The sequence below is a fragment of the Candidatus Methylopumilus universalis genome (genome assembly GCF_006364435.1).
Classification (GTDB): Bacteria; Pseudomonadota; Gammaproteobacteria; order Burkholderiales; family Methylophilaceae; genus Methylopumilus; species Methylopumilus universalis.
In genome coordinates this window covers 565703-579257 of the sequence record NZ_CP040977.1, presented here as the reverse complement: position 1 = coordinate 579257, position 13555 = coordinate 565703, and the positions used below count along the sequence as shown (strand labels likewise).

Genomic DNA, 13555 nt, shown 5'->3' with positions numbered 1-13555 from the left:
TAATTTTAAAGTAGCCATGAATTTTTTTGGTAGTAAGTCTTTTCAAAAGCTTTAATGCTTTCGCTATGCTGCATTGTCAAACCAATATCATCTAATCCATTGATTAGGCAATGCTTCCTAAACGTATCCACCTGGAAACTTATTTTTTCTTTAGAAGGCAGAATAATGGATTGATTTTCCAAATCAACCGTTATTGCATAACCTTTATTTGAATAAGTTAAATCAAATAAATGATCGATGGTCTCAGCTGGCAAAACGATGGGTAGTAAGCCATTTTTAAAACAATTACTAAAGAAAATATCAGCAAAACTAGTCGCCAAAATTACTCTAAAGCCGAAATCTTCAATTGCCCACGGGGCATGCTCTCGACTTGAGCCACAACCAAAATTCTCACGCGCGATTAAGATAGTAGCTTTTTCATATCGGTCTTGATTGAGAACAAAGTCAGGATTTTTTTTTCTTTGCGTTAAGTCCATACCAGGCTCCCCGTGATCGAGATATCTCCATTCATCAAAAAGGTGTGCCCCAAAACCTGTCTTCTTAATCGATTTCAAAAACTGTTTTGGAATAATTGCATCCGTATCTACATTTGCACGATCAAGTGGGGCCAAAATACCTGTATGAGTAACAAATGGTTTCATAAATTAACTTAAAGCTCTTATATCTACAAAATGGCCATGAACACTTGCTGCTGCTGCCATTGAGGGGCTTACAAGATGTGTTCTACCCCCCTGACCTTGTCGGCCTTCAAAATTTCTATTTGAAGTTGACGCGCACCGCTCGCCTGATTCTAAACGATCTGCATTCATAGCTAAACACATTGAACAACCAGGCTCTCTCCACTCAAATCCTGCATCTATGAAAATTTTATCCAAGCCTTCTTTTTCGGCCTGAAGTTTTACAAGGCCTGACCCAGGAACCACAAGTGCTAATTTAATATTTTTGGCGATTTTTTTACCTTTAAGCACATTTGCAGCTTCTCGCAGATCTTCGATGCGCGAATTAGTGCAAGACCCAATAAAAATTTTATCAACACTAATTTGATTTACGGGAAGATTCGGTTCAAGGCCCATATAGGCTAATGCATCTTCAATACTTTTTCTTTTCGACAAATCGTCTTCTTTTCTTGGATCAGGAGTCATGCCATCAATACCTACCACCATTTCAGGTGAAGTTCCCCAAGTCACTTGAGGGAGAATTTCATTTCCGTTAAGCGTGATTGTTTTATCGAATTTTGCATTTTTATCACTATGTAATGTTTTCCAATAGATTTTTGCTTTTTCAAATGCTTCACCTTTAGGTGAGAAAGGTCTATTTTCAATGTAGGATATCGTGACTTCGTCAACTGCAACCATACCGGCTCTAGCGCCCGCTTCAATTGCCATATTGCAAATCGTCATTCTGCTTTCCATAGAAAGAGTACGAATAGATTCACCAGTAAACTCAATCGCGTAGCCTGTACCACCTGCTGTTCCAATTTTTCCAATTAAAGCCAAAGCAATATCTTTTGCCGTAATACCTTTATTTAACTTTCCCTCTACCCGAACTTCCATTGTTTTAAATTTTTTTAGGATTAAACATTGAGTAGCTAAAACATGTTCAACTTCAGAAGTTCCGATACCCATAGCAAGAGCACCAAATGCACCGTGCGTGCTGGTATGAGAGTCGCCGCATACTATAGTCATGCCAGGCAATGTACTTCCTTGCTCAGGTCCAATGACGTGAACAATGCCTTGGCGATTATCATTCATAGGAAATTGTGTTAATCCGAAATGTTTACAATTTTCATCGAGCGTTTCGACCTGAATCTTAGAGATAGGATCAGAAATTCCAAGTGAACGATCTGTTGTAGGGACGTTATGGTCAGGGACCGCAAGAACAGATTTATTTCTCCATACAGGCCTATGATTAATTCTTAAACCTTCGAAAGCTTGTGGACTTGTGACTTCATGAACAAGATGACGATCAATGTATATGAGATAAGTGCCAGCATCTTCTCTAACAATATGGCTCTCAAATAATTTTTCATAAAGTGTTTTGGGTTGCATGCGTCTAACTAATCTCTAAAATTTCCAAATTGAAGGGGAAAGTCTGTAATGCTTTTTTTAATGAATGCAATAGCATCTTGCAAGTTATCTCTTTTGGCGCCGGAAACACGAACACTTTCACCTTGAATAGCTGACTGAACTTTCAGACCGCTATCTTTGAGTAATTTAACAATTTTTTTTGCAAGTTCAGTATCGATACCTGACTTTAATTTCAGCACCTGTTTTGTTTTATTTCCAGATACGGTTTGAATGTCTTGAGGGTCTATTCTTTTAGAGCTATCAGCCTCTTTTTTTTCCATAGCAGGTAGCAAAATATCTTTAATTTGACCTAACTGAAAATCTGAATCTCCATAGAGAGTAATCGTTAAGTCTTTCTCTGAAAATTCAACTTTCGCGCTCGTTCCCTTAAAGTCATATCGATTAATAATCATTCGAGACGCGACATCGATGGAATTAGTTAAATTAGCCATGTTTACTTCGGATGAAACATCAAAAGATGGCATACAAAATCTCCTTACTTAAAAAATTTATTTATTCGAAATGACAAACATAGTGAAGTGTGTCTGATGTTTCAATTTCAAATGATGAATTTGCGGGTACAGAAAATTTTTGATCTTCTTTAAACTCGACCCATTCAGAAGCGCCATGTAATTTTACGCGGCACTGGCCAGCAAGAATTTCCATCACTTCAGCCGCCTGAGTATTGAAAGTTAATGTGCTTGGAAAAATTACGCCGACCGTACTTCTTGTTCCATTTGGAAGAAGAATGGTATGACTCACACATTTACCATCAAAATAAATATTTGCTTTTTTCTTTACACTTACATTGTCAAATTGAGCCATTTAAATTCACCTTATTTTTTAATTTTTGCTGCGATTCTCATTCTTAAAGCATTGAGTTTAATAAACCCTGCCGCATCTTTTTGATCGTATGCGCCTCCGTCATCTTCAAATGTTGCAATGGATGTATCAAAAAGAGAGTCTGTTGCACTATCTCTTCCAATCACACTCACATTGCCTTTATAAAGCTTCAATTTAACCCAACCATTCACATTATTTTGCGTATGGTCGATGAGTGTTTGTAATGCAAGCCTCTCAGGACTCCACCAGTAGCCGTTATAAATCAAAGAAGCAAATCTTGGCATCAAGTCATCTTTAAGATGAGCCACTTCACGATCTAGTGTTATAGATTCAATTGCTCGATGCGCTTTTAGTAAAATACTGCCGCCGGGTGTTTCATAACAGCCTCGAGATTTCATACCTACATATCGATTCTCTACAAGATCTAATCTGCCTATACCGTGCTTACCGCCTAATTGATTAAGAGCCGCTAATAGTTCATGCGCCTTCATGGTTTTGCCATTAAGACTCACTGGGTCACCTTTTTTGAATTGAATCTCAATCGTTTCAGATTCATTAGGTGCCTTTTCAGGACTTACAGTCCATCGCCACATATCTTCTTCAGGCTCAGCGCCAGGATTTTCTAAATGACGCCCTTCATAAGAAATATGCAATAAATTGGCATCCATACTGTAAGGGCTTCCACCATTTTTATGCTTCATCTCCACTGGAATATTATTTTTGACAGCGAACTGAAGTAGTTTTTCTCGACTAAGTAAATCCCACTCACGCCATGGTGCAATAATTTTAATATCAGGATTAAGTGCATACGCTCCTAATTCGAAGCGAACCTGATCATTCCCTTTACCTGTCGCGCCATGAGAAATAGCATCTGCATTTGTTTTTTTAGCAAGCTCAATTAAACGTTTTGCTATAAGCGGTCTTGCAATTGAAGTGCCAAGCAAGTATTCACCTTCATAAACAGCATTTGCTCTAAACATTGGGAATACAAAGTCTCGAACAAATTCTTCTTTCAAGTCTTCAATAAATATTTCTTTGACGCCGGCAGCTTTAGCTTTTTCTTTTGCAGGCTCTAGCTCATCACCTTGCCCTAAATCGGCTGTAAAAGTTACCACTTCGCATTGATAGGTTTCTTGTAGCCACTTCAAAATAACTGACGTGTCTAATCCACCGGAGTAAGCTAAAACAACTTTTTTAATATCACTCATTTTTCATTTTTCCTAATAACAGGTACTCCATTAATGCTTTTTGAACATGAAGACGATTTTCAGCCTCGTCCCATACAACACTTTGAGTACCGTCAATAACTTCTGCTGTGACTTCCTCACCTCGATGTGCTGGAAGACAATGCATAAACAATGCATTTGATGATGCAACTGACATCATCTCCTGATCTACTTGCCAATCTGCAAAATCTTTTAAACGTTCTTCATTTTCAGATTCAAATCCCATACTCGTCCATACATCAGTTGTAACAATCTCAGCGTCTTTCGCTGCATCCATAGGGTCTTCAAATTCTTCAAAATGTTTATCGCCGTATAAGCCTGCTCGCTCAACTTCAACCTCATAACCTTTAGGCGTAGAAACATGCACATTAAAATCTAATACCTCAGCCGCTTGGAGCCATGTATTACATACATTATTCGAATCACCAATCCATGCAACTGTTTTGCCTTGAATGGAGCCTCTATGTTCAATATAGGTAAAAATATCTGCAAGAATTTGGCATGGATGATATTCGTTGGTTAATCCATTAATCACAGGCACTCTCGAGTTTTGTGCAAATCGGTCAATGATGTCTTGCTCAAATGTTCGGATCATCACAAGGTCACACATGCGGGAAATAACCTGTCCTGCATCCTCTACAGGCTCACCCCTTCCTAATTGAGAGTCTCTCGTATTTAAATAAATTGCTGAGCCGCCTAACTGTTGAATGCCTGCTTCAAACGATAACCTCGTCCGAGTGCTAGCTTTTTCAAAAATCATTACTAAAGTTCTGTCGACAAGAGGCCAGTACTGCTTGTACTCTTTAAATTGTTTTTTGATCCAACTTGCTCTCGCGAAAATATATTCAAACTCATCTCGCTTGAGATCATTAAATCTTAAAAAATGTTTTGTTTTCATAAAGGAAATTCTGCTTATATTACTTTGCTAAAAAAAATTTAATCACTTTGGATAATCTTTCTACAAGTTCCAACACTTCCTCTTCTTTAATAATCAGAGGCGGTAAAAGACGAATCACTTTCTCCGCTGTCACATTAATAAGCAGCCCTTCATCTAAAGCTAATTTGGTTAATTCACCGCATGGCTGATCAAACTCTATACCGATCATGAGACCTAAGTTACGAACCACTTTAACTTGAGGGCAATCTTTTAATTGCTTAGTAAATTCTTCATTAATTAGTGTCCCCATTTTTAATGCATGATTACAAAGCTTATCCTCTTCAATAATATTTAATGTTGCGAAACCTGCAGCAGTTGCTAATGGATTACCACCAAATGTAGATCCATGCTTACCTGGTGTAAAGACATGGCTTGCTTTCCCTTTTGCAAGACAAGCGCCAATAGGCACGCCAGAACCTAAGCCTTTCGCAAGCGTCATGACATCAGGCTTAATAGAGCTATGTTGATGCACAAACCACTTTCCAGTTCTGCCAATACCGCCTTGTACTTCATCTAACATTAATAACCAATTGTGCTGGTCACAGATGTCCCTTAAACCTTTGAGATAATTTTGAATATTGTTTGGGATATTAATACCACCCTCGCCCTGAATCGGCTCGACAAGAATTGCAACTACATTATTTTTTCTTGAAGCAATCTGCTGAATGGCTTCTAAATCATCAAAAGCTACTCGAATGAATCCGCCCACAAGAGGCTCGAAGCCAGCTTGTGTTTTTCGATTACCAGTCGCTGATAACGTTGCCATCGTTCGACCATGAAACGCTTTTTCCATTACTATAATTTCTGGCGTATCAATGCCATTTTGATGTCCATAAAGCCTTGCTAATTTGATAGCCGCTTCATTCGCTTCGCATCCTGAATTACAGAAAAATACATTATCCATGCCAGAAATTGCTGTGAGCTTTTCAGCCAATTTTTCTTGTTCAGCAATATGGTAAACATTAGATACGTGAATGAGTCGTGATATTTGCTCGCTAATGGCTTTGATTAATTTTGGGTGTGTATGGCCTAAGCCGTTTACAGCTACCCCGGATAGTGCATCCAAATACTTTTTACCATCTTTAGCCCATAGCCAAACGCCTTGGCCTTTTTCAAAGGTTACGGGTTGTCTAGCGTAAGTATCCATCATTTTTGACATACAATTTTCCGTACTTATAAACACAAACGGAGGCTTAAGCCTCCGTTTGTTTCAGCTTAAATTAAATTAAAGACCGATTAATGCGCGATGACTCAATCCATTTGCCATAAAGAAAAGCATTGGGAGAGAAAGCATTAAGTTGGTTCTTGATGCTAGAAATGCGACTCTGCGAGCTTTTGCTTTTTCATCATCAGTAGCTTGAACCATACCCAGAATCTTTTGTTGGTTTGGCCAAATTAAAACCCACACATTAAATAGCATGATCGTGCCTAACCAAGAACCTATGCCAATACCTTCGTAGCCAGTTTGCAATGTAAATGCAGCAATGAAATTTTCTTGCAGAATTGCAGCGCCTGCTAACCAAGTTGCTACAGCAGCCCATCTAAACCATAATAAAGCACGAGGTGCAACATGCTTTGTGATACCGCCCGCTGACCCATCTGCAGCTGCGTCTTTTAATGCAGGAATTTGCACTAAGTTAAAGTAATAAAGTAAACCAATCCATGTAATACCGGCTACAACATGAAGCCATCTAGCAAGTCCAGGTATAAATTCCATTATTCAAACTCCTACAAAATAAAGTTTTTAAGAAAAACGTAGAGCACTAGCGTTAGAACCAAGCCTGAAATGATTGTTCCTAAAATTGAATCAAGTGGATTTTTCATCTAAAAACTCCTCTAAAAAAATGCATAAATATTCAAAGAATGAGAGTAGCTTAAATACCCGATTTAAGCAAGATAGCGGGCTTAAAAGGCGAATTAAGTTTGCAAAAAAACCGATTTAAGGCAAAATTGCCCTAGTTTTTAAAAATCATTTCCTAATACATAATAATCTCGTATGTTGACACTCAAGACGGTTGATTCCAAAGCTAAGAATTTTAGTCAGCTACCTGTTCATAGCTATATAGACCCTCATATTTTCGAAATAGAAAAAAAAGTAATTTTCGATAAATATCCAAAATATTTAGGTCATCGGCTAATGGTGCCTCAACACGGTAATTACCATGTTCTAGAAGCGCTTAATAAATCAGCAGTGCTTGTAAATAATAACGGCAAAATTAACGTATTAAGTAACGTTTGTCGTCATAGACAAGCGCTTATGCTGGAAAATCAAGGTTCAGCTTCGCATATTGTCTGCCCTCTTCATCGTTGGACTTATGGGCTTGATGGCACATTGGAAGGCGCGCCCTACTTCAAGGAAAATCCATGCTTAAACTTAGAGTCATTTCCAGCCGAAGAAATTCACAATCTCATTTTTAAACAAACATATAAGCAGTCATCGATAAATGTCAAAGATGCAATGGAGTTTAAACAATTAAATCAATTATTGAATTTTGATGCATATAAACTTCATAGCGTCAAAATTGATCATTACGATTTTAATTGGAAAACATTTATTGAGGTTTATCTTGAGGACTATCATGTTTGGGCATTTCACCCCGGTCTTAATAACATCGTAGATTGTGATGATTTATCATGGGAATTTAAAGCATTTTCATCTATTCAAAAAGTACCTTTTAGAGAAAAAAATCACTCAAAAAGCTCTAAAGTTTATGACCTTTGGAAATCCAAAATCAATGAGCAAAGTGGGCATTCAAAACCACCATTTGGAGCAATTTGGCTAACGATTTATCCTTTTTTCATGATCGAATGGTATCCGAATGTTATCGTCGTCTCTCATCTCATTCCTGATGAAGCCGATCATTGCAGAAATATTATTGAGTTTTATTATCCAGAAGAAACCATTCTCTTTGATCAAGACTATATTACTGCGCAACAAGCTGCCTATAACGAAACTGCTCTTGAAGATAAAATTATTTGTGAAAAAATGCATGAGGGAAGACGCTCACTTTTCAAAAACAAACAAGAAGATATGGGCCCTTATCACGAACCATTGGAAGATGGCTTAAAACATTTTCATCAGTGGTATCAAACAGAAATGTCTTCCCATCTATGACAGATCAGAAAAAAGGCATGCTATGGATTATTATAGCGACCTTCTTTTTTTCCCTCATGGGGTCATTTGTAAAACTTGGTTCTACACATTTTTCTAGTGTTGAACTTGTGTTCTACCGTTCATTTATAAGTCTCGTATTTCTTTTTCTTTACATTGTTATAAGTCACAAAGAAATTAAAACACCGCACCTTAGAAAACAAATTGACCGCGGTGTCGTAGGTTTCTTATCTTTAGCTTTTTTCTTTTATGCCATCGCACATCTCAATTTAGGCTCTGCCATGACCCTCAATTACACCTCGCCTATATTTCTTGGATTTTTCTTGCCCTTTATCTCGCACCAAAAAATAAAAAAATCGATTTTTATATGCACAATCGTTGGCTTTACTGGCGCTTTATTAATTCTTGATCCCCACGGCGAATGGCAAAGTTGGTTTGCGGGTTTAGTGGGATTGGTCTCGGGTATTGGTGCTGCTTTGGCTTACATTCACGTCATACAGCTAAGCAAACTTAACGAGCCTGATTGGCGAACTGTCTTTTATTTTACGCTTGTATCCTCAATAGGATCGGGATTGTGGATTAGTTTTACCGACTATCAAAAGTTGGTATGGAATGATATTTGGATATTAATCCCTCTTGGCTTGTCTGCCACCATTGCACAAATTGCAATGACACGCGCATACAGACTTGGCAATTCTATTGTCATAGGCACGCTATCTTATCTAGCAATCGTTTTTTCCGGCATTATCAGCCTTCTTTATTTTAACGAGTCAATGAGGATTGAGGATGTATTGGGCGCGCTTATGATTATTATAAGTGGCGCTATCGCTTCAAATATTAGCTTGAAATCAAGGATCAATTAAGCCGCAGCGAATAGCGATCAAAGCAATCTCGGCTGAATTATTTGCATTTAACTTTTGCTTAATATTATATAAATGCGTACCAACTGTTCTTGGACTGAGACATAAGGTATCTGCAATTTCATTTGTACTTTTACCTTTAGCTAATGCTATAAAAACTTCAAACTCTCGGTCTGAAAGAATTTCAACTGGATTTGTTTCTCCTGATAATTGTGTAATAGCCATTTGTTGCGCAATATTAGGCTCTAGATAACGCTTTCCTTGATGAATAGATTTAATTGCTTTGATTAACTCTTCCGCAGCACTTCTTTTTGTCAAATAGCCCATCGCGCCAGCATTAAGCACTCGCTTGGGATGAACTGAATCTTCATGGGCTGATAAAACAAGAATTTTGGTATTTTTATCTTTAGCTATAATACGATCAATAGCTTCTAGACCTCCGATACCAGGCATTGTGATATCCATCACAATAATATCGGGTTTCAATTCTTGAAATAATTTAATAGCAACCTCACCACTCTCTGCTTCACCGATGACTGTAATATCATCTTCGGCTTCTATAAGCATCTTAAAGCCCATGCGAACTACTGCATGATCGTCGACAAGCAAAATCTTAATTTGACTCAATCTATATCCTTTTTAAGTTGGTACAGAGATTAAAATCTGCGTACCTTGATTCTTTTTAGAAATTAATTCAAACGAACCATTCAAAGATTGAATGCGCTCCTGCATACCCAGAATACCGAAATTTTTTGTTTGATCTACTTTTTTAAGATCCATACCTTGACCATCATCACTAAAGTTTAATTCCAAAAATCCTTTTTTATTTAATACCAAATTAATGTTAATCGCTTTAGCTTTAGAATGCTTTAAAGCATTATTCATAGCCTCCTGAATAATTCGATAAATATTAATATTTAAAGTTTCATTTAGATGATTAAGATCGCCTTTAATTAACAAATGAATTTTTAAATGTTCATATTGTTTTTGCCAGGTATTCACTGTGTCTTTAATGGTTTCAGCTAAACCCAGGTTATCGAGAGAACCTGGTCTTAACTGCTTAATAATACTATGCATTCCATCATAAATCTGATTTGCAGCAGAGATGACAGAGTCTGCATTTTTTTCAATTTCAGGTGATAATTTTTTAGCCTTATTTGAAATATTAGAAGCGAATATCTTAATAGCGGATACGTACTGTCCTAATTCATCATGCAGCTCTCTTGCCAAACTTCTTCTTTCATCTTCAATATGACTTTGAATTAATTGAGTGAATTTTCTATTTTCTTCGAGTTTTAATTTTGACTCTTCTGCAATTTTCTTTTCACTGATATCTCTCATGCTACAAATATCACCAATGATTTCATGAGTTATAGGATCTTTAAGCGGCGAAAATGATATAGCGACATCAACCACTTCTCCGTTTTTCTTGGTTCTTTGTGTTTCAACATTATGGATATTTTTTCCTGAATGAATTAGTTGAAAGCTTTTTCTTAACTCATTTTCATGAGCTTTGGTGGTAAGAACGTAAGCAGACTTCCCCAATATTTCTTTTGAAGAATACCCAAATATTTTTTCTGCCGAAGCATTCCAAAAGGAAATTTTAGATTGTAGATCGTGAATAACAATAGCATCTGCAGTTTGTTGGGCAATTAATGCGAGACTTTGATTTTCGCGAACTTTCGCTTGGAGTGAATCGCCCATACGATTAAAGTTTTTTGCTATGACTGCAAATTCAGGAAGATTAAAATCAGGAAGTCTCGCTTCAAAATCACCTTCACCCATTTTAGTAATTGCCTCAACCATTGGTTCAAGTGGTCGCAACCAAAAACCAAGCATCCAATACACCAATATATTTAACAATACAAAAAATACGCACGTGATCAAAAAGAAGTGCTTCATCTTGGCCCAGGACTCTTTTATAGCTCCGGTAGGATTTGTTTTTACAATGAGCTTACCAAACCTTACTGTTCTGGTATCTATAACTTCTTTTGGTGCTAGAGAAGATTCAAACCATTTGGGTGGTGGGGGATCGTTTATACGATATTTAGAAAGTGGGGAGGCGTAAAGAAGTTCGCCTTGAAGGGTATATAAATAAATATTACTGCTTCTAACATGGCCTAGCTCTTCTAAAAATCTCTTTAAGACGTCATGGGTATAGCCCCATTCTGGATTTTGAGATGAGCTTATGATGACTGTATCTAATAGCTGCATCGTCACGCGATTAGCTGACTCTACACCTTCTTGAATAGATTCTTTTGATCCTTTCATCATGGTGTAACCCATTGAAACAAAAAAGATCAGCAAGATGGCTGTAATTAAAAGATTTAATCTAACTCTTAAATTCATAATGTACTGATAATAATCATAGTAATGGATGACTTTTACCACACATAAAGCCTAGCTCACAAGCGTTAAATAATGAAAATAATTGAAGTGTAATTTTTTCGCTTTACATAAAATAAATTACTACCAATAATAGGTTTAAATTTTAAAGTTGATTTTAAGTTAAAACGTATGGGTATTGAATCAGTCTTAAGCGAACATAGAATATTTCATCCAGATCAAGTATTTGTAGATCATGCCAATGTATCTGGCATGGCTGCTTACGAAAAACTTTGCTCTTCTGCAAACGAAAATTATGAGAAATTTTGGGCTGACCTCGCTCGCGAATTAATCATTTGGAAAAAACCGTTTACTAAAACACTTAATGATTCTAATGCTCCTTTTTATAAATGGTTTGAAGATGGCGAATTAAATGTTTCATATAACTGTCTTGATAAGCATTTAATTACTCAACCTAATAAAACCGCAATTATTTTTGAAGCTGATAATGGTGATATTAGCAACGTCTCTTACAAAGAGCTTTATGAAAAAGTTTGTCAATTCTCCAATGGCCTAAAAACATTCAATTTAGATCTAGCTGACAGAGTTCTTATTTATCTACCTATGGGAATCGAAGCGGTTGTCGCCATGCTTGCTTGTGCCAGAATTGGATTAACACACTCAGTTGTCTTTGGAGGTTTCTCAGCAAAAAGTATTCAAGAGCGGATTAAAGATGCTCAAGCTAGACTTGTCATTACAGCAGACGTGCAATTTCGAGGCGGCAAAACACTTCCCCTTAAATCTGCAGTGGATGAAGCATTTAGTTTAGGCGGATGTGAATCAGTGATTGGCACTGTAGTGTTAAAGAAATCAAAAGAAGTGATTGAGTTAAAAGCTAAAGAAATTTGGTGGCATGAGCTAATTAAAAATCAATTGACCGATTGTGATCCGGTATATGTTAATGCCGAACACCCCTTATTTTTACTATACACGTCAGGCTCAACTGGAACCCCTAAAGGCGTTCAGCACTCTTCAGCAGGCTATCTTCTCCATGCTTTAAATACTATGAGATGGACATTTGATATTAAAGGGGATGATGTTTATTGGTGTACGGCTGACGTGGGTTGGATAACAGGACATACCTATGTGGTTTATGGTCCTCTTGCTTCGGGATCCACACAACTTATTTATGAAGGCATTCCGACTTTTCCTCATGCAGGTCGGTTTTGGCAAATGATAGAAAAGCATCATGTTACTATTTTTTATACAGCGCCCACAGCAATCAGATCCCTCATTAAAGCTTCAGAATTAAATAAAGAATCTAACCCTGACACTTACGATTTATCCAGTCTTCGTCTTTTAGGCTCAGTAGGTGAGCCTATCAATCCCGAAGCATGGATGTGGTATTACGAAAAAATTGGCCATCATCACTGCCCTATTGTAGATACATTTTGGCAAACAGAAACAGGTGGTCACGTCATTACACCATTGCCTGGCGCAACACCATTAGTCCCAGGCTCTTGCACACTTCCTTTCCCTGGTATTGATGCTGCTATTGTTGATGAAGCGGGGCATGAAGTCCCATGGGGCACAGGCGGTTTATTGGTGATCAAGAAACCCTGGCCTTCAATGATTCGAACCATCTGGGGTGACCCTGAGCGATATAAGAAGAGTTATTACCCTCAGGAACTAGGCGGAAATGTTTACCTGGCAGGAGATGGGGCTATTAGAGATAAAACGACTGGATATTTCACGATTATGGGTCGCATCGACGATGTATTGAGCGTTTCAGGACATAGGCTTGGCACCATGGAAATTGAATCTTCATTAGTTTCAAATCCTCTTGTGGCTGAAGCAGCAGTAGTAGGAAAGCCCCATGAAATTAAAGGTGAATCTATCGTAGCTTACGTGGTACTTAAAGGCAAAAGGCCTGAAGGCGACGAAGCTAAAGCGATCGTTAATCAACTCAGGGATTGGGTTGGAAAAGAAATAGGTCCTATTGCTAAACCTGACGATATTCGATTTGGAGATAACTTACCCAAAACACGTTCAGGTAAAATTATGCGCAGACTCTTACGCTCTCTTGCCAAAGGAGAAGAAATTACATCTGATATTTCAACCCTCGACAACCCATCTATTCTTGAACAACTAAAACAATCAATTCAATAATTTAAAGTAAAATAGCG

Annotated in this window: 13 protein-coding genes; 3 read left to right on the top strand and 10 right to left on the bottom strand. The window is 37.5% G+C overall.

Annotated elements, in window-relative coordinates; all coding sequences use genetic code 11:
* Window positions 1-5: 5 nt before the first annotated feature.
* The 8 genes from leuD to FIT70_RS03155 form a co-directional block, all read right to left on the bottom strand.
* On the bottom strand, window positions 6-641 hold the full coding sequence (gene leuD / locus FIT70_RS03190) for a 3-isopropylmalate dehydratase small subunit (RefSeq protein ID WP_139930596.1): 636 nt from the start codon (window positions 639-641) through the stop codon (window positions 6-8).
* Window positions 642-644: 3 nt separating this feature from the next.
* Window positions 645-2048, bottom strand: a complete 1404-nt coding sequence (leuC, locus tag FIT70_RS03185) for a 3-isopropylmalate dehydratase large subunit (RefSeq protein ID WP_139930594.1) — start codon at window positions 2046-2048, stop codon at window positions 645-647.
* A gap of 8 nt (window positions 2049-2056) precedes the next feature.
* A complete protein-coding gene (locus FIT70_RS03180; protein WP_028817921.1) occupies window positions 2057-2551 on the bottom strand; it encodes a YajQ family cyclic di-GMP-binding protein in 495 nt (164 codons plus the stop codon).
* A gap of 28 nt (window positions 2552-2579) precedes the next feature.
* A complete protein-coding gene (gene ppnP, locus FIT70_RS03175) occupies window positions 2580-2891 on the bottom strand; it encodes a pyrimidine/purine nucleoside phosphorylase (RefSeq protein ID WP_139874478.1) in 312 nt (103 codons plus the stop codon).
* 11 nt (window positions 2892-2902) lie between these two features.
* Entirely contained in the window at window positions 2903-4117 is a 1215-nt protein-coding gene (locus tag FIT70_RS03170; protein WP_139884341.1) for an argininosuccinate synthase, read from the bottom strand.
* Window positions 4110-5033 (bottom strand): ornithine carbamoyltransferase, encoded by a 924-nt coding sequence (gene argF / locus FIT70_RS03165; protein ID WP_028817918.1) that lies wholly within the window; start codon window positions 5031-5033, stop codon window positions 4110-4112. Before argF ends, FIT70_RS03170 begins: the two co-directional genes overlap by 8 nt.
* Window positions 5034-5052: 19 nt before the next feature.
* Window positions 5053-6231, bottom strand: a complete 1179-nt coding sequence (locus FIT70_RS03160; RefSeq protein WP_139930592.1) for an aspartate aminotransferase family protein — start codon at window positions 6229-6231, stop codon at window positions 5053-5055.
* Between the two features lie 66 nt (window positions 6232-6297).
* Window positions 6298-6789: a urate hydroxylase PuuD gene (locus FIT70_RS03155; RefSeq protein WP_028817916.1), complete on the bottom strand. Its 492-nt coding sequence runs from the start codon at window positions 6787-6789 to the stop codon at window positions 6298-6300.
* A 279-nt stretch (window positions 6790-7068) separates the two neighbouring features.
* Here FIT70_RS03155 and FIT70_RS03150 point away from each other — a divergent pair, with 279 nt between their 5' ends.
* A complete protein-coding gene (locus FIT70_RS03150; RefSeq protein ID WP_139874476.1) occupies window positions 7069-8187 on the top strand; it encodes an aromatic ring-hydroxylating oxygenase subunit alpha in 1119 nt (372 codons plus the stop codon).
* Window positions 8184-9047, top strand: coding sequence for a DMT family transporter (locus FIT70_RS03145; protein WP_049814227.1), 864 nt, complete (start codon window positions 8184-8186; stop codon window positions 9045-9047). The genes FIT70_RS03150 and FIT70_RS03145 overlap by 4 nt, the downstream gene beginning before the upstream one ends.
* Here the strand turns inward: FIT70_RS03145 and FIT70_RS03140 are convergent.
* Both FIT70_RS03140 and FIT70_RS03135 read right to left on the bottom strand, forming a co-directional pair.
* Entirely contained in the window at window positions 9033-9671 is a 639-nt protein-coding gene (locus tag FIT70_RS03140) for a response regulator (RefSeq protein ID WP_139867550.1), read from the bottom strand. The two genes, FIT70_RS03145 and FIT70_RS03140, sit on opposite strands and share 15 nt — an antisense overlap.
* A gap of 12 nt (window positions 9672-9683) precedes the next feature.
* Window positions 9684-11393, bottom strand: coding sequence for a PAS domain S-box protein (locus FIT70_RS03135; protein ID WP_139930590.1), 1710 nt, complete (start codon window positions 11391-11393; stop codon window positions 9684-9686).
* 168 nt (window positions 11394-11561) lie between these two features.
* Between FIT70_RS03135 and acs the strand changes: the two genes are divergently transcribed.
* On the top strand, window positions 11562-13538 hold the full coding sequence (gene acs / locus FIT70_RS03130) for an acetate--CoA ligase (RefSeq protein WP_139884338.1): 1977 nt from the start codon (window positions 11562-11564) through the stop codon (window positions 13536-13538).
* The last annotated feature ends 17 nt before the right edge of the window (window positions 13539-13555 follow it).